The following is a 19,403-nucleotide window of genomic DNA, read 5'->3' as shown; positions in this document are numbered from 1 at the left end:
ATAGCCCTTATCAATTTAAGTCGTTAAGTTACGAATTATTTGCACACGAAATAGCTTTCTCAAACTCATTATTCCGTGTTAACCATAAAGAGAGCGCTTTTAAGGAGTCAGGGGTAAATTCATCACAACGAGCACTAATTTCGGCTGGCGTTAACCAATTCACCTCAACCACCTCAGACTCTTGCAATGCAAAAGGGCCATGGCTCACACAACTAAACAGACCGCCCCATATACGGCAGTTTTCGCCTTCATAATAAAATAAGCCATGTTCAGCAAACGGCACGCCTGCAATGCCTAATTCTTCTTCTGCTTCACGCTTAGCAGAATCTAAAATATTTTCACCTTGAGTCACCACTCCGCCAGCAGTCGCATCTAAGTAGCCCGGATAGAAATCTTTACTATCCGTTCGCCTTTGTACCAATATTTTGCCCATTCCATCATGGACAACAATGTAAGTAGCACGATGGCGCAAGTTCTCTGCTCGCATCTGGCTACGTGTGGCCTGAGCGATAACCTCATTGTTCTCATCAACAATGTCAACCCATTCAACCACTTCGGTTTGTTCTTCCATCCTTAAAACCTTTTTTTAACCTGTTAACACAGTTTTTATGCCATAGAACTATTGCCGAAATCGGTCAAGCAAACAGTCTGTAACAAGGTATGCTTTTCACGTTCCCCTTGCAAGTGATAGCACACAAATTTGAGTATTGATTTCATGTTGCAGGAGCTTTAATAATAGGCTATTTACAGCAACAACAAGCGAATTTTTAGGAAATACAATGCAGTCTCAGCAAATTTTCTGAGTAGCTGCTATAGTTAGCTCAGATAAGCTTTACACTGATTAGTCCAATTTTTCACAGGAGGCGATTATGCGGATACTTATTACCGGTGGTACCGGTTTAATTGGTACACCTCTCGTACAACGGCTTGTTGCTCGCTCTGATAAGGTAACAGTACTAAGCCGTTCCCCGCAGAAAGTCTACAGCCGCTTTTGTAAGGCTATCGAATGTTGGACTTCACTACAGGATAAGCAAGATCTCAATGATTTTGATGCTGTGATTAACCTTGCTGGGGAGCCTATCGCTGAAAAGCGCTGGAGTGATGAACAGAAAAAATTGTTGTGTGATAGCCGATGGAAAATTACTCAACGCTTAACTGAATTAATCGCCGCAAGTAAAACACCACCGCATACTTTTTTATCTGGCTCTGCGGTTGGTTATTATGGCGATCAAGGCCAAGCCGTTGTCACAGAATCAGAGCAGCCACACGATGAATTTACTCATCAACTCTGCCAACATTGGGAAGCCCTTGCTCAAAATGCGCAATCACCATCGACCCGCGTTTGTTTATTACGTACAGGCATTGTGATGTCATTAAACGGAGGTGCGCTCGCAAAAGTCCTTCCTATCTTTAAAATGGGGGCTGGTGGCCCAATTGGTCATGGCAAACAATTTATGCCATGGATACATATTAACGATATGGTCAATGCTATCTGTTTTTTGCTTGATAACCCAACTTTATCAGGCCCCTTTAATATGACAGCGCCTTATCCTGTCCATAATGACCAATTTGCCGCTATTTTAGGCGAGGTCATTAACCGCCCCGCTTTTGTTCGAACTCCCGCCTTTATGATTAAGGCCATTTTGGGTGAAGCAGCGACGTTAGTGCTTGGTGGGCAGCAAGCTATCCCAAAACGCTTGGAAGAGGCGGGTTTTCAATTTGAATATATTGAGTTAAAAATCGCCTTAGAAGATTTATTTAAAACGCGTGATAGTTCAACGAGCTAGTTTGAGCAGGCTACTGACCATTCAATGCGTCATGGTCAGTAGATTAAGTGACTGCTCCCCGCCCTGTCGGGCGAGGCTTCCCACTTCTTAGGCCGCAACCGTCTGTGTGACGGATTTACGCTGGCCTCCATGGGCAGAAACGACGAGTCCCGCCGCTTGTAATTCCAGTATGCCCTTGCGTTCGATGTTGATCGCCGCATTGATATCACGGTCATGTTCAACTCCACACTCTGGACACTGCCATATGCGCTTATGTAATGGCATTTCCGGCATCTTGTGACCGCAACAATGGCAGGTTTTCGAACTGGCGAACCATTGATCCAGTTTCACCAGATGCACGCCTTTCTCTGCGGCTTTGTATTCCAGTTTTGTGATGAATCCAGACCATCCCGCATCGCCTATCGCACGCGCCAGATGGTGGTTTTTCATCATATTTGCCGCTTTCAGCGTCTCGACAATTACCGCTTGGTTTTCGTCAACAATTGCACGAGATAACTTGTGCTGAAAATCGGCACGGGCATTGGCTACCCGTTCGTGAACGGATGCAAGTTGTATTCTGGCTTTGCGTCTGTTTGCGCTCCCTTTTTTCTTCCGGGAGAGGGCTTTCTGCTTCCGGCGCAGGTTGTGGCTGGCGTTGATAAGGTGGCGTGGATTGGCAATTTTATTACCGTCGGATTTGATGGCAAAATGCGTCAGCCCCATATCCAGCCCCGTCACGTTTGATATCAGTGCCGGCTTCTCTGGCGCTTCCATTCCGTCGTCACAGAGTAGCGAGGCGTAGTATTTCCCAGTTGTGCTGCGGCTCAGGGTGATACTTTTCAGCATTCCCGTAATTTCACGATGTAAACGCGCTTCAATTGGTGCAATTTTAGGGATTTTTATCGCGCCATCAAGGACTTTGATTCCAACACAATGATAGCTGGATTGTTTACCATGCTTACTTTTAAACGTCGGGAAACGAGCTTTCAGTTTCGGATTGAAAAAGTTGGAAAAAGCCACGTCGAGATTAATCACCGCCTGCTGTAACGCTATGGAATCATACTCTTTAAGCCATGCGTATTTACGGGATTTCTTCGCCACTGCAAGCAGTGGCTTGAGGTCTTTACGCGGGTTTAAATTTACGCCGTGCCGCTGGTAAGCCTGTTTTTTAATGTGAAGAGATTTGTTGTACGCGAAACGAACCGCCCCAAACTGAGCATTGAGGTATTCAGCCTGTTCTGGTGTCGGGTAGATGCGTACTTTTGTTGCTCTTAACATAATCAGTGCTCATTGATATAATGTTTTTATTTTAACATGTTAGGTGAATATATCAATTGAGTAATCATGATGATTTACTGGCGGGATTCCTCCGAAAGCGGCACAGTGTCAGTAAACTGGTCGTGCATCTGATCTTTACGACGAAGTACCGACGTAAGCTATTTGACGGACTGATGATCGCTCAACTGCGTGAGGCTTTTGGCTCCGCTGCGGCAAAACTTGAATGCGAAATTATTGAGATGGACGGAGAGCCTGACCATGTGCATCTGCTGGTTGCTTACCCGCCAAAACTGGCGGTCAGTGTGATGGTAAACAATCTGAAATCAGTATCGTCGCGCCTGCTGCGCCAGCAAAACACACATTTACGGATGCAAAGTAAAACGGGGCTTTTGTGGTCGAGATCATACTTTGTCTGTAGCACCGGAGGGGCAACAATTGAAACGCTCAGAGCCTACGTTCAGAGTCAGTCAACGCCTGATTGATCTTTAAAGCCCTGCGGACTTTTCGCCTTATATCCCCGCCCGCATTGGGCGAGGGTTTACGGCGGATTTTGCTAAACGGCGACAATTTATAACTGGCAATCGAATAAAACTACTTCCCTCCCTGCCAGCGGGTAAATAAATCTTGGTCTAATTCAATATCAAATTGATCGAGGATTCGGTTCACTGTTTGGTCAACAATATCTTGAATGGATTTAGGCTGATGATAAAAGGCTGGCATTGGAGGCATAATGACCGCTCCCATTTCAGCCGCTTGCACCAGTAACTTTAAATGCCCTAAATGCAGCGGTGTTTCACGTACCCCTAGAACGAGTTTTTTACCTTCTTTCAAGACCACATCGGCAGCACGAGTGACTAATGTATCGGTATAGCTGTGTACAATGCCAGAAAGTGTTTTCATGGTGCATGGCATAATCACCATACCCGTTGTACGAAAGGAGCCGGAAGAAATAGCCGCGGCGATATCGCGGCTATCATAATGATGATCAGCTAATTGCTGAACCTCTTTGACACTATAATGTGTTTCTAATGATAAGGTTTGACGGGCCGCTGCGCTCATCACTAAATGGGTTTCCACATTCTTAACAGGTTTTAGCACCTCTAATAACCTAACGCCATAGATTGCGCCACTTGCTCCTGTTAACCCAATGATTAGCTTCTTCATTCTGCTCCCCGCACGATTCGATATCACCAACAACCATAGTAGCAATTATCGCAATGAAAAGCCCTTAAATCTATCAACCACAATCCCAGTTATAGACCACTTTGCTGAAATCTTTATTTTTTAAATCTTCAGGATGAATAAAAAAGTTACCGACGCCAATATCGCCCCATAAAATGCCAGTTTCATAATCACTGTCGATTTGCAGTAACAATACATAGTCCTGAATTTCTTTACGATACTCTCTAGGATCGGTTTGAGTAAAGAAAGGATAGCCGCCAATACGATGACCGTTCGACGCAAAGTGTTCATTGTAGGGTTCTAGCCATTCATCGTAAAAATCCTCGCCTTCAAACTGATCTTCGTAATCATACAGATCATCAACATCTAAAATTTTGCGGCCAAACTGAAAGTCGTTCGAGCTGATATATTGTGTCGCGGGTGTGAATTCGAGACTAAACTGCCCTTCTATTGGTGAGTAATACTCATCTTCATAAGCGGCTTCAATGGTGGAGAAGTCTTGTTGGAGTTTTGCGTTATCTTCAATAACACTCTCCCAATAGATGACGCGAAAACCGTTTTGGGTTTGTAGATCATCAAAATCCGCACCATACAAATCATCACCGCCGATAAAAAACTGCAATAATCCAGTTGTTGGATAGTTTTCAAGTGGCGGCATTTGTGCGAAATTAATTTGTGCCAATAGTTTTAAAGGAATGCCATCACTATCGACAGGAAAATCTGAGCCTAAAGGCAAATAAGGCATGCCACCAATACGACTTTCCCACAAAATCGGCTGTTCAACAGGCGTGAGTTGCATCTCTATGGTTGGTTTAGCTGTGGCCGTGATTTTATCAACAAAAGGCTTTAAGTTATCGGGTAAGGCTGTTAGGTCAATCATGAGAACTCCAGATGGTATAGAAATATTAGGCAAATCTAATAAAGCAAATCAACAAACAGTAATTTATGAGGTTCTGAAAGTTTTTGGTAGGAAAAAATGATTCATGAACCTAGATATTAAAATTTTTAGTGGTGACAAGCAGCTTGTTCCTAAAAATGATAATGTAGAAGTAACTTTAAATGATGAGAGAAGATATTCATCAATTTTTTTCACTGTTAACAATATAATTTCTATATTGAAAAATTATAAGGAAACGGGAAAGTGCTGCCATGGTTTATATTTTTGAGCTTCTGATATAATTATTGTGGAAGTATTAACAAAAGATGTTATCAACAAAACCATTATAGGCTTAATTAACTGTGGTGAATTCTATTCTTGTTTTTCACTATTAAAGTATTAAATAATTTATAATATATGGCTGCAAAGAATTTTATCATCTTTCGGACTTATTAATAATTGTTTTATAATTCCCTTTCAATTGTAAACGTCTGGGGATTATTGACATTATACCTATAATAATACGTTTGGTCGTCGGTTAAGCAAAACCAAGACTGTAGATAACGAAATTGCAACTGTAAACTCGCGATTTCCACAACATAGCCCGAAAGCGATGGCATGGCACTACTTACGGCCGGAGACCAAATAGTGGAAGAAACATCGGTGTATGCAGATAGGATGGTAACCTATGATTCGGATATTCAGTGGCTCTACCAGCCGGAACACATCACGCCTACCGCGCGTTATCAGAGTGGCAAACCGCACTATATCACCGCCGACCATCAAGGAATGCTACGGGAGATATTTATCGAAGCGGGTCAGGCGAGCTGCGCTGGCTGGTTGAATACGTGGGGCACATCCAGTTTTGGCGGTTACAAGACAAGTCAGCAGATAATGACCCCAATTATACCCAGTGTCATTTTCGTTTTGCAGGCCTGTACGAAGATAGTGAGCCCAGCTTGTATTATCACCGCTTTCGGTACTAGAGGATAAGGGTACCGGGCAATATCGCTGCCCTGACCCAATAGGGCGACTGGGTAGGTTCAATCCGTATAGGTATGAGCATAATCCGACAGGGTTTATTGATCCGTTTGGGTTGAGTGGCACTTCAAAACTTGATGACGCTTCAGGGGAAAATAAAGCCCGATTCTTGGTTGACTCGAAAGGTCACATTTTAGATTTAGATTATTTTAGAAATTTAAAATTTGATGGTCAGGTAATTAGTCGTAATAAGTTACCAACTATGGGAGAACCAGGTACTTACTCTAAAACTACGGGAGGTCATGTAATTGTTTTTGACCCTGATGGGCGAAGGATGGCTAATATATCTAAAGAAAGAATTAAAAAATACCTGATGAAATAAAAAAATTATTGGAGTAAAAATGAAAAAATATCCGAGCATAGTATCTAATGATCTCATTGCTATATTTCCTACACCTTTTCCACTTGATTATAGTTTGCCTAATTTTGTTTCAAACTGTGTTGGGTTAGAATCTATTCTCGCATGTGCTGGCCTGTTTTGCCCTGAAATTATTGAAATTGATGGTGTTATATACAGATGTGAGAACAATAATGGAAAAATAGAGCCATATGATGGTTATGGTAAGGATAAAAGAACATTAGAAATGGTCAATAATGTTTTTTCATTTAACGACTTTTTTTTATCGACAATTACCGATGCGGCCAGCGATAACGAAGTTTTAATGACCGAATTTAGTAATGTTCTTAAATATTTTTGGGGAATTAGATTAAAAAGCCTTTATCCTAATAAAACATTTGAATTTATTATTACAGATGATGGCCTATATGGTGAAGAAGGTTTTTGCATGACCTTTTATGAAGTTGAATAGTACTAATTACTTGGAATTTCTTGGATTACACCGTCGAAAGAAGCCTAACCTAAGCAAACTTAGTTAGATTAACCCGCTAAGAAACCATGCCCCAATAACCCATCATGGAGAAAAGCAAAGACAAAATGATGTTGTCGCTTCGCTCCGTTTTGGTGAGTACCACATTGGGGCATTAGCTGTTTTATTGTCGAATATACAGCGTCATTAATGCTATAGTTCTCTCCCATAACCTAAATTAAAGAAAAAACCACATGGCGTATAAATACGACCCTATATCAAAAACACTCATTGATGCGGACGCAAAATTTAGTTTCGAAGAAACACCTAATGATGATAATGTCACAGCAGTTATCACTATTGAAGAAACTGATTATATTTTAAAAAATCTATCGACTCCAACCCCTTTCAAAGATCCGAAAGAAACACTATTTGGCATTGGAGATATAATATCTTCATTTTCAGAAAATATTTATGAAGCCTACAGAATAAACAGAATTGTTAACGAGTTTGAGAATCTCAATATCAGAGCAACTCAATATACAGGGCCAAACGATAATGTTTATATTCGCCTATCAGGCCATGCTGGAATAAGAGCATACTTAAATGGAACTCGTTATTTAGTCAACAACCCTCGTATTTTATACATGGGAGTAGGCACTCAAGGCATGAATAATATCTCTGTAGGCGCAGCTCGCTTTGCGATAGTTTTCTCAGCAGCTTATAGAACTATTGAATTAATATTCAAGAATGAATATACCTTGGTTGATTTTTTTGTGAATATACCCATGGACATGGCAAAGCTAGCTATCAGCACTCAAATAACGACAGCCATAACTGGAGGTTTAGCTACTGCTGCTTTAACGACTGGAACAAGTGTCATACTTGTAGCTTTAGAGGTGTTTGCTGTAGGTGTATCTGTAGGGATACTATTGTACTGGTTAGATAATAAATTCCAAATTAGTACAACTATCATTAAAGGCTTAAAAACTCACAGAGCAAGAAAACCAGAAACACCTTACCATCCAGACCAATTTTTTACTCTGTAGGGGAGATTCAGTCGTGGTTAAATTAGAGCCCACAAAGTTAATCTTATCATCTATAGCGCTTTTACTTTTAGCAATCTTCGGGATCTATCTATCAACAACATATTATATTGATTACTTTCAAATGAAGCCTAGAATTCTATTCTCATTTCAAACAGGGTTCCTGTGTTTTTCAGCTCCTTTGATACTATATTTTTCATATTATAGTTTTATATTGGGATATAAAAAAGAACTACAAAAAATGAATAATAGGATAGCTGGATTTTTCGCTGTTATCTTTATAATAGGCATAGTGTTTAGCTTTTTCTTTTCGACCTATGTCAGTATTGATTTAACCTCAAAAGGCTACTACACATGCTACAAATCATCTATTTTCGCACCAAATGAATACGTTATATCAAAAGATATGTGTAAGTAGCACATATCTTTTGATGCTAAAAACTACTTAACCATCTCACTATTAATAGTGTAGCTTGATGTATTCGCCATGTTGATTTTGCTCAATACGCAATTCCTGTACTAAGCACTCCCCATATTAGTAGTGGTGATGTATGGCATACAAAATAAAGAGGATTCATTGTGTTGCTAACATTAGAAGAAATACGTGAGCAATTGGATAATAAATTTTCTCCATTAGGTAGTGATTTTGATGATTTAAGGTTATTGAAACGTGATCAGCCATTATTGAATCTTAAGTCATCAGAAGAACTCCTTAATATTACATTCCCTGATAAATTTTCTTCATTTTTAGATAGCTACAATTTAGATAATTTTTCGCTATGTAATATCTCATTCGGTAATGGCTCTGATTACCTTAATATGTTAGTTAGCATAAATGATAGAGATAATGTTAATAAATGGTGGACTGGAAAAAATAGACCTGCTGAATTTATTGTTATAGCAATATCCGATCCTTATACCATAATTTTAAATGTTAATACAGGTGAGGTTTTTTCTATGACAAATGAGTCATCAATGGATGACTTTGAACAAATTGCATCTGATTTTATATTATTTTTTAGGGGGCTTGGTACTCTTTTTATAAATAAAGAATCACCAATGACTATAGCAAAATTAGTTTCATCTCAATCTATTGAATTTTGGGATGAATTATCCAATTAATAGAATAAATCATAACCATCCGCATAGAGGGCTGCCTTTTATATAGAAGTCTTTCACATGATGTGAGAGACTTTTATTGTGCATAGAAAAACGCCAGCAATCATCTCGCTGGCATTCTTAATATGTATAAAGAAATGATTAACCTTCGTTATAAATTTCTAGGTTCTCAATTTCATTTTGATCTTTAATTTTTAATTCATCGTCTTTACGGAGATTTTCTAAATAATCTAAATAAGTTTGATCAATATCTTTTGTGACATAGATACCATCAAATACAGAGCACTCGAACTCATTAATTTCTGGATTCTCTTCACGAACGGCATCAACCAAGTCATTCAGATCTTGGAAAATTAATCCATCTGCCCCAATCAGTTTACGAATTTCATCGACTTCACGCCCATGGGCGATCAATTCATTCGCGTTCGGCATATCAATGCCATACACATTTGGGAAGCGCACTTCTGGTGCAGCGGAAGCAAAATAGACGTTTTTCGCGCCAGCTTCACGAGCGAGTTCGACAATCTGCTCTGAGGTCGTGCCACGCACGATAGAGTCATCCACTAACAATACGTTTTTATCACGAAACTCTGCACGATTTGCATTGAGCTTACGACGCACCGACTTACGACGCTCCTGCTGGCCTGGCATGATAAAGGTGCGCCCCACATAGCGATTTTTGACAAATCCTTGGCGATATGGTTTATCTAATATGTGGGCAATTTCTAGGGCGATATCGCAAGAGGTTTCTGGAATTGGAATAACCACATCAATTTGCAGATCTTCCCATTCACGGGCAATTTTAGCACCTAATTTCTGCCCCATACGTAGTCTCGCATTGTAAACCGAGATCTTATCAATAAAAGAGTCTGGACGAGCAAAATAGACGTATTCAAATAAACAAGGCGTTAATTGTGGGTTTTCTGCACATTGGCGAGTATACAACTGCCCCTGCTCTGTCACATAAACCGCTTCACCGGGTGCGACATCACGTAAGAATTCAAAGCCTAACGTATCCAACGCAACACTTTCTGAAGCGACCATGTACTCTTGTGCGCCGTTTTCTAATATGCGGCGCCCCAAGACCAATGGCCGGATACCATAAGGGTCACGAAACGCCAACATACCGTGCCCAATAATCAATGCAACACATGCGTATGCGCCACGCAACCTTTTATGCATTGCCGCAACCGCCGTAAACACATTGTCTGGCTCTAACGGAAAGTGGTCAAAACGGTCTAATTCATAAGCCAAGATGTTCAACAAAATCTCAGAGTCGGAGGTTGTGTTGACATGGCGGCGGGCGGTTTCAAATAAACGGCGCGTTAATTCATGCGCATTTGTCAGATTACCATTATGAGCAAGGGTGATACCAAAAGGTGAATTCACATAGAAGGGCTGCGCTTCTGATGCACTCGAACTACCTGCGGTTGGGTAACGGACATGACCGATCCCCATATTACCTTGTAGTCGGAGCATGTGCCTCGTTTCAAAGACATCTTTGACGAGGCCATTCGCTTTACGTAAGCGAATATTATTTTTGCCATCAATGGTAGCAATCCCTGCTGCATCTTGCCCACGGTGCTGAAGCACCGTCAAAGCATCATAAATTGATTGGTTAACCGGCGTAACACCGGCGATACCGACAATACCGCACATTTAGTCTTTCCTCATCAGCCAGACGGAGAAATATTCTCCGGTAGGAAACTTGACGCATTTTGCAGGTAGTCAAAGAACCACCTGATTATATGACTGAACTGCGGAATAAGTTCCGAACGTTGCCAATCCTCACTTTGAGGTAGAGGCGTAAAAGTATCGAGAAAAAAGAGTAATGCCGATACAATCAATACCCCACGCAACGCTCCGAAGCAGATCCCCAGAACACGATCTGTACCCGATAAGCCAGTCTTTTGAACCAGAGAACTAATGACATAGTTCACAACAGCACCGACAATTAATGTCGCAATAAATAATGCTGCAATGGCGATACCATTTCGTACCAGTATATCCTCAAAGCGCGTAAAGTATTCCGCCAAGTAAGGATAAAATGTACTAGCCACAAAAAAAGCACAACCCCATGTGATTAGTGACAACGCCTCTCGAACAAACCCACGGATCAGGCTTACCAATGCCGAGAAGCCAATGATGGCAATAATTGCGTAATCTAACCAGACCATATCTTATTCCAAAATTCGCACCCACGGCAGTGGCTGGAGTGCATTCTAACAGAAAACGAAAACGTTTGCGTAACCAATTTACATACAATTTAAAAAAACCAGCGGCGAAAAGAAAAATTCATCTTCGCCGCTGTAATTGATTAAAAGCTCAGGCTTTTTGTGATATTCCTATTTTAATATCATGGCTTAAAAGCCCTAATCTCTCCCTGTAGCCCCGTGATTGAACGTAGCTCAGGCAGTGCGCCTTCTAACAATTGCCTTGAAGCTTCTGGTCCGACAAAAATTCGCGTCAGTTGCCCATTGACTGGCCGTGAAGGTACGGTATAAACCTGATACCCTGACAACCTCAATTTTGCGACAATTTCCTCAACTTTTGCTGCATTTTTCAACGCCCCAAGCTGTACCACAAAAGCTTTACCTTGTGGGGCCTGTACTTCTGGCTTAGGCTCAGGTTTTGGCTTCGGCTCTACTTTAACCTCAGGTTTTGGCGTTGGTTTAGGTTCAGGCTTTGGCTCCACCTGTTTAGGTGCCTCAGCAGGGATATTCGGCACCTCTTGAGGTTGAGAGGCAGAATTTGCAGCGGCTTGTTGCTCACGCTGTCGCTGTTGCTCCTCCTGCTTCTGCTCGGAAATCGCTTCTGACAGCATAGCCTCAGAAGCTTGGCCTGACGCCGGATTTTGTGCCAGCGGTGCAATAGCTTCGATATCCTGTTCATCACCAGGTTTAGGAATAATAGGAATGGCCGCAAATTCATTTTCATTATATTTCTTATCGCCATCAAGTAGCGCAGGCAATACAATGACCCCCGCCGCGATTAAAACAATGGCACCGACAAGACGATTCTGAAATTTACTCGCCACCGATTTTATCCTTTTGAATTTTCTAACAACATCATTACGTGAGCGACCGTATGGAATGAGCCACAAACAACAATGATGTCGTTATCTGTTGCATCAAGGCACGCTTTTTGCCACGCGTCATCGACTGAATCAAATACTTGTGGTGAATCAAGATATTGACTCAACTGCGAGGCAGGCGCCCCACGAAACTCAGTAAGAGGAGCCACATACCAATCCGTCACTTGCTCTGATAAACAGGTGAGTGTACCTTGAATATCTTTATCTCCAAGCATTCCCACCACGGCTCTGACACGACGCCCTTCCACAGCAGGCAGTTGTGCTAAGCGGTTTATCAAATATCCAGCAGCGTGCGGGTTATGCGCGACATCCAAAATCATTAATGGCTTTTCACCAATAATTTGGAAGCGCCCCGGTAACTGAGCCGATCGCAAGCCGTCATGAATTGCCTGATCAGTGATTTTAGTCGCAAGTTGGCTATCAATCTCTTTAAGGCAACATATCACCCCCAATGCGGTCGCTGCATTTGCTAACGGCACATTAGGTAGTGGTAAATTCAGCCATTGGCATTGACGACTCTGCCATGCCCAACAATCTTGCTGTTGTTCAAATGACCAATCTTTATCCCGACGAAACAGCAACGCACCGATATTTTCGGCATGTTGACCAATTGACTGAGGCATATCAGGTTCACCGACAACCGCATAGCGACCACCGCGGAATATACCCGCTTTCTCAAAACCGATATGTTCCCTATCTGACCCTAACCAATCGGTATGGTCGAGTGCAATACTGGTCACCGCCGCGACATCTGCATCGACGATATTCGTCGCATCCAAGCGACCACCTAAACCCACTTCAAGGATCACGACATCCAATGAGGCTTGCTTAAATAACGTTAATGCCGCCAGCGTGCCATATTCAAAATAGGTTAAAGAGATATCGCCTCGCTCTTGTTCAATCTCGGCAAAGGCACGGCAAAAGTCGGACTCGGCCAATTCCGAACCTTGGATACGAACACGTTCCGTATAACGAACAAGGTGTGGTGAGCTGTAAACACCGACTTTCAGACCGGCAGCCATCAAAATAGATTCAATCGTATGGCAGGTTGTACCTTTACCATTAGTACCACCGACGGTAATGACGCGAGGTGCGGGTTGTGTTAAACCCATTTTGCGGGCGACTAAGCCAACTCGCTCTAGCCCCATATCAATATTTTGGCTGTGCAAGTTTGTCTGATAAGAGAGCCAAGCCTCCAGCGGAGACTCGGCATTAGGGATTGTAAACTGATTATTCATCATCTTTTTTATGCTTAGCAGAGTCCTTTACTTGCTCAGGAGCATCGATGACAGCATCGTCACTGGCGATATCGATTTTCACATCCTCTTCTTCGACGACTAATGTATCTTCAGTGGTATTAAAACTTGGCTTGTTAGTCAACATTGCCAATACATCTGCCAAGGTATCACGCATTTCAGGGCGACGAACAATCATATCAATCGCCCCTTTTTCCAGTAAGAACTCACTACGCTGGAAGCCTTGAGGTAGCTTTTCACGCACAGTTTGCTCGATAACGCGAGGACCTGCAAAACCGATCAGCGCTTTTGGTTCAGCCACGTTGATATCACCTAGCATCGCCAAACTTGCAGAAACCCCCCCCATGGTTGGGTCAGTTAACACAGAAATGTAAGGTAACCCACGCTCTTGCATTTTGGCCAATGCCGCGCTGGTTTTTGCCATTTGCATCAGTGATAACAGCGCTTCTTGCATACGCGCACCGCCACTAGCAGAGAAACAAACCAATGGGCAGTTATCTTCTAGAGCTTGTTCAACCGCACGCACAAAACGTGCACCTACCACGGAAGCCATAGAGCCTCCCATGAAAGAGAACTCAAAAGCCGCCACGACAACTGGCATCCCTTTTAACGTTCCTTTCATTACGACGATAGCATCTTTTTCACCGGTCTCTTTTTGAGCCGCTGAGAGTCTATCTTTATATTTTTTGGAATCACGGAACTTCAGCGCATCTTTTGGCTCAAGCTCACTGCCTAATTCTGTTGTCGAGTTTTCATCGAGGAAAGCTTCAAGACGCTGGCGTGCATGAATACGCATGTGATGATCACATTTAGGGCATACTTGTAAGTTACGCTCTAATTCAGCCCCATAGAGGACTTGCCCACAGCTATCACATTTTGTCCAAACACCCTCTGGGATGTTGACTTTGTTTGATTGGGTCAAGTTACCTTTTTTTAATATTTTTTCAATCCAGCTCATTAATGGACCTTTTCGTCTGATTGATCTCTGACTTTCCTTAGCGAATTCAAGCAACAAAAATAATTGCCACATCAACTCACTCAGGTAAAACGCCAGTATGTAATTTTGTGCCATTAAACCACAATGGTACACCACTGTGGATAAAAACTTTTAAATCCGTTATGGATTATCACTTTTTTCAACCGCAACACGTTTTTCTTTCGCGGCTGCACGACGATGACGAATCACTTCGATCACCCCCGGAAGAATTGAAATAAAGATAATTGCCACTATCAATAATTTCAAATTCTGTTGTATAACGGGTAGATCACCAAACAGATAACCTGCATAAGTGAATGACAGTACCCATAATAACGCCCCTGTCACATTATAAAAGGCGAAATGACGATAAGACATTTTGCCCATTCCCGCAACAAATGGCGCAAATGTTCTAACAATCGGCACAAAACGAGCCAAAATAATTGCTTTACCACCATGCTTCTCATAGAAAGCATGGGTTTTTTCCAGATAAACACGACGGAATATTTTTGAATCCGGGTTTTTAAACAGTTTATCGCCGAAAATACGCCCGATCGCATAATTAACAGCATCACCAAGAATAGCGGCTGTAATCATCAATGCGACCATTAAATGTACGTTTAAATCATTGCTATCTAACGCGGAAATAGCCCCTGCGACAAACAGCAGCGAATCTCCCGGCAAAAATGGGGTAACGACCAGCCCAGTTTCGCAAAACAAGATCAGAAATAAAATACCGTACACCCATACACCATACTCAGCAACTAACTCTGCTAGATGGACATCGATATGCAAAATAAAGTCGATAATAAAACTGATAAACTCCATACAAACCTCATTATCAATAGCATCCATGCTATACTCATGATACCTTCAATGACGGCACTGTTGACTCTGGACATCCACACAAGTCACCTAGCTGCTTCTGAAATTATTTAGAGTATATAAAATTAGATTCACATCAGTTCGTCCGCTAAGAACAACGGCCCCATCACATTCGACGGTAAAGCGAATTTTTCAGGATAATCAACGGATACTAAATACAAGCCATCAGCTTTGGCAGTTGCCGCAGCTTTCGTTCTGTCTTTTAGTTCGAGCAATTGTGCCATCCAATTAATATCCTGATTACCGCAGCCAATTTCTAGCAAACTTCCCACTATATTTCTGACCATATGGTGAACAAAAGCATTGGCTTTAATATCCACCACGACATAATTACCGTGACGTGTGACTTGCACATGCATCACATTACGCCAAGGTGTCCGCGACTGACACTGGACTGCTCTGAATGAGGTAAAATCATTTTCCCCCAACAGAGCTTGCGCCGCTTCATGCATCTTTTTTTCATCTAGTGGATAGTGAAAATGTGTCACTCCACTGGACAAAATCGCTGGCCGATAACGGTGATTAAAGATGACATAACGGTAACGGCGTGCTGTTGCACTAAACCTCGCATGAAACTCTTCATCGACAGGTTTACACCAACGTACCGCAATATCCTCTGGCAAATGGGTATTGACTCCCATTGTCCATGCGGCTTCTTTGCGGATCACAGGGGTATCAAAATGCACCACCTGCCCCGTTGCGTGAACCCCTGCATCCGTGCGACCTGCACAAAATACATTAATCGGATGATTCGCCACTTTTGACAAAGCGTCTTCAAGACAGCCTTGCACACTTTTCACTTCCTGTTGGCGCTGCCATCCATAATAACGACTCCCATTGTATTCGATGCCTAACGCAATGCGAGACAACTTTGTTGACTCTGACATCAGTAAAACAACTCCTGAGCCAGTTTTTCAGCCGTTTCCACTGCCATTAAAGCGCCACCGAAACGCACATTATCGGCCACCGACCAAAATTGCAAAATTTCAGGGATACCATAATCATTACGAATACAGCCAATACTTAAGCGATCATTACCCGATGCTTCAGTGACCTGAGTTGGATAATCACCTTCTTCTGAGACCTGAATATCATCAAAACGTTCCAGTTCATCTCGAGCTTCTTCTACTCCAACAGGACGCAATGTTTCGAGATACACCACTTGAGCATTGCCATAAAACACAGGCGATTGAATAAAACTCACCGCAACAGGTAGTCCATCGTCTTGTAAAACTTTTCTGACTTGTTCAACTAAACGGCGTTCTTGCTGTACGCTGCCTTCCATATCTGCCAGCATAGGCAACATATTAAACGCCAATTGTTTACTAAAACGCCCTTCTTCCGCAGGAATACCGTTTAATAAGCGAGCACTCTGCCCCGCTAACTCATCAACAGCCGCTTTGCCATAGGAGGAAACAGACAACATGTTCGTTAAGGTGATACGGCCGATACCCGCCGCTTCAATCAATGGCTTCGTCGCACTAAGTAACTGACTTACATAACTATCCGCTAGTGCAATAATATTGCGGTTACGGTAATCAGCAAGCACATGAGGGTTCACGCTGGGAACAACTAAAGGTACGTCAGGTTCAAGCGCAAATACACCACTCGTATCAATCACGATGCACCCTTCTTGGGCGGCACGCTCTGCATAATATAAACTGGCTTCTTCCCCAGCGGCGAAAAACGCGATTTGAGCTTGTGACCAATCAAAATCGGTAGCGTCTTGAACTTGATAACTTTTATTATTAAAACGCAGGCTTTCTCCAGCGCTTCGTTCACTCGCCAATAGATGCAATTCGCCAACAGGGAACTCGCGTTCTTGTAATAATGCTAAAATAGCTTCACCGACAGCCCCGGTAGCTCCCAATAACGCAATATTCCAACCTTCAGTCATTGCTGTTTCTCCAAAAATATAACCATTAAATGAAATCATCTACGCGTCTTAATAAAAGGTTGATGTTACATTCACCAACCTTTATCGAGACACGCTGTGATCACTTAATTAAATGTGCATTAAAACCCAGTGCAGCAAGTTGAGATACCGTTTGTTCATCATCACAGTGCACTTCAAGAGAGGACCACTCACGGCGTTCTTGGTAGTGTTTACGTAATTTGTCAAATTCACCAGGGATTGCCGCTACTTCACGTAGAGCGGCATCATCGCGACGCACATCATACACCAGATGAACTAACCTTTTGAGTTGACTTTGCGTTAATTTACCGAGAAAAGTGATGGCGCTGATCTCCGGTTTCGGTAATAACGATGATAGCGCGATACGGTCCGGTTGACCTAAAAATTGGCAGTACGCTTCATAAACTTGAGTCGTACCGCGCGCTTTCCCTTCTAAGGTATAACCTGCGATATGCGGTGTGCCAATATCTACCCATTCTAATAATTCAGTGTCTAAATTAGGCTCTGGCTCCCAAACATCTAACACAACGCTCATGTTTTTGCCTTGCTTTAACAAAGACAATAGTGCTTGATTATCAACAACCTCACCACGACTCGCATTAATTAAAATCGTACCATCACGTAAGTTAGATAAGCGTTCAGCATCCATTAAATGATAGGTTTTATCTGCGCCATCCATATTCAATGGGGTATGGAACGTTAGGATATCCGCATCAGCTAACAAGGTTTCCAGCGGTAAAAACGCCCCTTGTTCCCCCTTTGCTTTACGAGGCGGGTCACATAAAAGCGTTTTCACTCCCCAAGCGGATAATCGGTTAGCGAGGCGTCCACCCACATTCCCGACACCAACAATACCGACCGTTTTATCACGCAAATCGAAATGGTCACGTTCAGCAAGCATCAATAAGGCCGAAAAAACATACTCAACCACCGCAATGGCATTACACCCCGGAGCCGAAGAAAAGGCGATATTGGCTTCCTTCAACCATGCCGTATCTACATGATCAAAACCTGCCGTGGCAGTACCAACAAATTTGACAGGCGTTTCACTTAATAGTGCTCGGTTAACTTTTGTTATCGAACGTACCATTAACGCATCTGCATCCAGAAGCTCAACTTCAGGTACTGGACGCCCAGGTACGGCTTTAACCTCACCCAGTTTGCTAAACAACTGCTGAGCATACGGCATATTTTCATCAACCAAAATTTTCACTTTATTCGCCCCAATCATGTCATTGTATGCTCAATGATCAACATACAAACTACTGTATGGTTGTTTCATTTTATGAGTGCTTATTTTGCCACGTTCCACGCACATTGCCTATGTGCGATTACTGTGATTTCACTATTCTTTCGCACGGAAACGGTCGGGAGTTACCCCTGAGATCTGTTGGAACATCGCAATAAATGCAGACGCTGAGCTATAGCCAACATCCAGTGCGACTTCATGTACGCTTTTCCCTCGTTCCAGTGCAGAAACGGCGTGCAAATAGCGTAAACGCTGACGCCATTCGCTAAACGACATTCCCAGCTCTTGCTGGCAACGACGCGACAATGTACGCTCTGAGGTGTAACTCCGTTTCGCCCAATCCGCAAGTGTGGTGTTATCGGAAGGGTCTTTTTGCAAAGACGCTAGGATTGGCGATAAGAATTTATCTTTGGTGATAGGCAGATACGTTTTTTGGCAAGGTGACACTGCAAATTGGTCAATCAGTACACTGGCTAATCGTATGTCCTCCTCCGTTTGTGGCTCGACGACCCCCCTTTGATAAAGATCGGCCATAATTGTTTGAAAGATAGGACTGAGCTTAATCACACCAGCACGGGATGATAATTTATCGCTAAAACGTTGCGCGAAATCGATAATACGAAATTTCACACTCTGCTTATTAAAGCTTGCATGCTGTGTATTTGCGGGGATCCAAACACAAAATTCCGGTGGTGCAAGGTAGTGTTTGCCTTCGACTTCCATTTCCATAATGCCACACACCACATATAACAATTGACCAAATGGATGGGAATGCGATTTGTACTCGCTTTGAGTATCAATTTGTTCATGGCGCAATGCAATGAATGCAGGTTCGATAATATTGCATTCATTAATCAGCCATGTTGGTGATTTTTGATCTTGTTGCATAAATGTTGTCTGAAAACCGTTATCG

Annotated in this window: 23 protein-coding genes; 9 read left to right on the top strand and 14 right to left on the bottom strand. The window is 42.5% G+C overall.

The genetic code is table 11. The features are described 5' to 3' along the window. Positions 1–28: 28 nt before the first annotated feature. Positions 29–571 (bottom strand): NUDIX hydrolase YfcD, encoded by a 543-nt coding sequence (gene yfcD / locus I3B46_RS08015; protein ID WP_004921163.1) that lies wholly within the window; start codon positions 569–571, stop codon positions 29–31. A gap of 298 nt (positions 572–869) precedes the next feature. Between yfcD and I3B46_RS08010 the strand changes: the two genes are divergently transcribed. Then, complete coding sequence (locus I3B46_RS08010; RefSeq protein ID WP_004921167.1) at positions 870–1,787, top strand: TIGR01777 family oxidoreductase; 918 nt, start codon at positions 870–872, stop codon at positions 1,785–1,787. Between the two features lie 87 nt (positions 1,788–1,874). Here the strand turns inward: I3B46_RS08010 and I3B46_RS08005 are convergent, their stop codons facing one another. After that, positions 1,875–3,044 (bottom strand): RNA-guided endonuclease InsQ/TnpB family protein, encoded by a 1,170-nt coding sequence (locus I3B46_RS08005; protein ID WP_004924658.1) that lies wholly within the window; start codon positions 3,042–3,044, stop codon positions 1,875–1,877. A gap of 56 nt (positions 3,045–3,100) precedes the next feature. Between I3B46_RS08005 and tnpA the strand changes: the two genes are divergently transcribed. Next, entirely contained in the window at positions 3,101–3,526 is a 426-nt protein-coding gene (gene tnpA / locus I3B46_RS08000) for an IS200/IS605 family transposase (protein ID WP_004924660.1), read from the top strand. Between the two features lie 109 nt (positions 3,527–3,635). Here tnpA and I3B46_RS07995 read toward each other — a convergent pair whose 3' ends face one another. Together I3B46_RS07995 and I3B46_RS07990 are read right to left on the bottom strand one after the other, a co-directional pair. Further along, a complete protein-coding gene (locus I3B46_RS07995; RefSeq protein ID WP_004921169.1) occupies positions 3,636–4,208 on the bottom strand; it encodes a UbiX family flavin prenyltransferase in 573 nt (190 codons plus the stop codon). Between the two features lie 73 nt (positions 4,209–4,281). Continuing rightward, positions 4,282–5,106: a YwqG family protein gene (locus I3B46_RS07990; RefSeq protein WP_004921171.1), complete on the bottom strand. Its 825-nt coding sequence runs from the start codon at positions 5,104–5,106 to the stop codon at positions 4,282–4,284. A gap of 103 nt (positions 5,107–5,209) precedes the next feature. Here I3B46_RS07990 and I3B46_RS22345 point away from each other — a divergent pair, with 103 nt between their 5' ends. The 7 genes from I3B46_RS22345 to I3B46_RS07955 all read left to right on the top strand — a co-directional run bounded on the left by I3B46_RS22345 (position 5,210) and on the right by I3B46_RS07955 (position 9,118). Further along, positions 5,210–5,392, top strand: a complete 183-nt coding sequence (locus tag I3B46_RS22345) for a hypothetical protein (RefSeq protein WP_040133295.1) — start codon at positions 5,210–5,212, stop codon at positions 5,390–5,392. Positions 5,393–5,721: 329 nt separating this feature from the next. Continuing rightward, the gene (locus I3B46_RS07980) at positions 5,722–6,096 is read left to right on the top strand and encodes a hypothetical protein (RefSeq protein WP_104873578.1); all 375 of its coding nucleotides are present in this window, start codon (positions 5,722–5,724) and stop codon (positions 6,094–6,096) included. Positions 6,097–6,199: 103 nt separating this feature from the next. Then, the gene (locus I3B46_RS07975; RefSeq protein WP_230089102.1) at positions 6,200–6,466 is read left to right on the top strand and encodes a hypothetical protein; all 267 of its coding nucleotides are present in this window, start codon (positions 6,200–6,202) and stop codon (positions 6,464–6,466) included. Positions 6,467–6,485: 19 nt separating this feature from the next. Continuing rightward, on the top strand, positions 6,486–6,953 hold the full coding sequence (locus tag I3B46_RS07970; RefSeq protein ID WP_104873579.1) for a hypothetical protein: 468 nt from the start codon (positions 6,486–6,488) through the stop codon (positions 6,951–6,953). Positions 6,954–7,204: 251 nt separating this feature from the next. After that, positions 7,205–7,999, top strand: a complete 795-nt coding sequence (locus I3B46_RS07965; RefSeq protein ID WP_104873580.1) for a hypothetical protein — start codon at positions 7,205–7,207, stop codon at positions 7,997–7,999. Positions 8,000–8,120: 121 nt separating this feature from the next. Continuing rightward, entirely contained in the window at positions 8,121–8,414 is a 294-nt protein-coding gene (locus tag I3B46_RS07960; protein WP_174822185.1) for a DUF1240 domain-containing protein, read from the top strand. A 161-nt stretch (positions 8,415–8,575) separates the two neighbouring features. Beyond that, on the top strand, positions 8,576–9,118 hold the full coding sequence (locus I3B46_RS07955; RefSeq protein ID WP_104873581.1) for a nuclease: 543 nt from the start codon (positions 8,576–8,578) through the stop codon (positions 9,116–9,118). 138 nt (positions 9,119–9,256) lie between these two features. Here I3B46_RS07955 and purF read toward each other — a convergent pair whose 3' ends face one another. From purF to I3B46_RS07905, 10 genes are all read right to left on the bottom strand, one after another. Beyond that, positions 9,257–10,774, bottom strand: coding sequence for an amidophosphoribosyltransferase (gene purF, locus I3B46_RS07950; RefSeq protein WP_036940930.1), 1,518 nt, complete (start codon positions 10,772–10,774; stop codon positions 9,257–9,259). A gap of 14 nt (positions 10,775–10,788) precedes the next feature. After that, entirely contained in the window at positions 10,789–11,292 is a 504-nt protein-coding gene (cvpA, locus tag I3B46_RS07945; RefSeq protein WP_004921179.1) for a colicin V production protein, read from the bottom strand. 179 nt (positions 11,293–11,471) lie between these two features. Then, positions 11,472–12,152, bottom strand: a complete 681-nt coding sequence (gene dedD, locus I3B46_RS07940) for a cell division protein DedD (RefSeq protein WP_004921181.1) — start codon at positions 12,150–12,152, stop codon at positions 11,472–11,474. 5 nt (positions 12,153–12,157) lie between these two features. Continuing rightward, positions 12,158–13,447: a bifunctional tetrahydrofolate synthase/dihydrofolate synthase gene (gene folC / locus I3B46_RS07935; RefSeq protein WP_183124486.1), complete on the bottom strand. Its 1,290-nt coding sequence runs from the start codon at positions 13,445–13,447 to the stop codon at positions 12,158–12,160. Beyond that, positions 13,440–14,423, bottom strand: a complete 984-nt coding sequence (gene accD / locus I3B46_RS07930) for an acetyl-CoA carboxylase, carboxyltransferase subunit beta (protein ID WP_036943936.1) — start codon at positions 14,421–14,423, stop codon at positions 13,440–13,442. The genes folC and accD overlap by 8 nt, the downstream gene beginning before the upstream one ends. Before the next feature lie 159 nt (positions 14,424–14,582). After that, complete coding sequence (locus I3B46_RS07925) at positions 14,583–15,269, bottom strand: DedA family protein (protein WP_036943938.1); 687 nt, start codon at positions 15,267–15,269, stop codon at positions 14,583–14,585. Positions 15,270–15,397: 128 nt separating this feature from the next. Further along, the gene (truA, locus tag I3B46_RS07920) at positions 15,398–16,213 is read right to left on the bottom strand and encodes a tRNA pseudouridine(38-40) synthase TruA (RefSeq protein WP_004921188.1); all 816 of its coding nucleotides are present in this window, start codon (positions 16,211–16,213) and stop codon (positions 15,398–15,400) included. Then, positions 16,213–17,223: an aspartate-semialdehyde dehydrogenase gene (locus tag I3B46_RS07915; protein ID WP_014656277.1), complete on the bottom strand. Its 1,011-nt coding sequence runs from the start codon at positions 17,221–17,223 to the stop codon at positions 16,213–16,215. Before I3B46_RS07915 ends, truA begins: the two co-directional genes overlap by 1 nt. Positions 17,224–17,323: 100 nt before the next feature. Further along, entirely contained in the window at positions 17,324–18,454 is a 1,131-nt protein-coding gene (pdxB, locus tag I3B46_RS07910; protein WP_040133500.1) for a 4-phosphoerythronate dehydrogenase PdxB, read from the bottom strand. Positions 18,455–18,586: 132 nt separating this feature from the next. Further along, positions 18,587–19,378, bottom strand: a complete 792-nt coding sequence (locus I3B46_RS07905) for an AraC family transcriptional regulator (RefSeq protein WP_004921194.1) — start codon at positions 19,376–19,378, stop codon at positions 18,587–18,589. Positions 19,379–19,403 lie beyond the last annotated feature (25 nt).

The sequence above is a fragment of the Providencia sp. 2.29 genome, from assembly GCF_015832305.1.
Taxonomy (GTDB): domain Bacteria; phylum Pseudomonadota; class Gammaproteobacteria; order Enterobacterales; family Enterobacteriaceae; genus Providencia; species Providencia stuartii.
This window is presented reverse-complemented; position numbering and strand designations above follow the sequence as displayed.

Bases quoted from the DNA above. Each gene is read 5' to 3' on its own strand.
- yfcD (WP_004921163.1), bottom strand. From the start codon at position 571: ATGGAAGAACAAACCGAAGTGGTTGAATGGGTTGACATTGTTGATGAG.
- I3B46_RS08010 (WP_004921167.1), top strand. From the start codon at position 870: ATGCGGATACTTATTACCGGTGGTACCGGTTTAATTGGTACACCTCTC.
- I3B46_RS08005 (WP_004924658.1), bottom strand. From the start codon at position 3,044: ATGTTAAGAGCAACAAAAGTACGCATCTACCCGACACCAGAACAGGCT.
- I3B46_RS07995 (WP_004921169.1), bottom strand. From the start codon at position 4,208: ATGAAGAAGCTAATCATTGGGTTAACAGGAGCAAGTGGCGCAATCTAT.
- I3B46_RS07990 (WP_004921171.1), bottom strand. From the start codon at position 5,106: ATGATTGACCTAACAGCCTTACCCGATAACTTAAAGCCTTTTGTTGAT.
- I3B46_RS22345 (WP_040133295.1), top strand. From the start codon at position 5,210: ATGAACCTAGATATTAAAATTTTTAGTGGTGACAAGCAGCTTGTTCCT.
- I3B46_RS07980 (WP_104873578.1), top strand. From the start codon at position 5,722: ATGGCACTACTTACGGCCGGAGACCAAATAGTGGAAGAAACATCGGTG.
- I3B46_RS07970 (WP_104873579.1), top strand. From the start codon at position 6,486: ATGAAAAAATATCCGAGCATAGTATCTAATGATCTCATTGCTATATTT.
- I3B46_RS07965 (WP_104873580.1), top strand. From the start codon at position 7,205: ATGGCGTATAAATACGACCCTATATCAAAAACACTCATTGATGCGGAC.
- I3B46_RS07960 (WP_174822185.1), top strand. From the start codon at position 8,121: ATGAAGCCTAGAATTCTATTCTCATTTCAAACAGGGTTCCTGTGTTTT.
- purF (WP_036940930.1), bottom strand. From the start codon at position 10,774: ATGTGCGGTATTGTCGGTATCGCCGGTGTTACGCCGGTTAACCAATCA.
- cvpA (WP_004921179.1), bottom strand. From the start codon at position 11,292: ATGGTCTGGTTAGATTACGCAATTATTGCCATCATTGGCTTCTCGGCA.
- folC (WP_183124486.1), bottom strand. From the start codon at position 13,447: ATGAATAATCAGTTTACAATCCCTAATGCCGAGTCTCCGCTGGAGGCT.
- accD (WP_036943936.1), bottom strand. From the start codon at position 14,423: ATGAGCTGGATTGAAAAAATATTAAAAAAAGGTAACTTGACCCAATCA.
- I3B46_RS07925 (WP_036943938.1), bottom strand. From the start codon at position 15,269: ATGGAGTTTATCAGTTTTATTATCGACTTTATTTTGCATATCGATGTC.
- truA (WP_004921188.1), bottom strand. From the start codon at position 16,213: ATGTCAGAGTCAACAAAGTTGTCTCGCATTGCGTTAGGCATCGAATAC.
- I3B46_RS07915 (WP_014656277.1), bottom strand. From the start codon at position 17,223: ATGACTGAAGGTTGGAATATTGCGTTATTGGGAGCTACCGGGGCTGTC.
- I3B46_RS07905 (WP_004921194.1), bottom strand. From the start codon at position 19,378: ATGCAACAAGATCAAAAATCACCAACATGGCTGATTAATGAATGCAAT.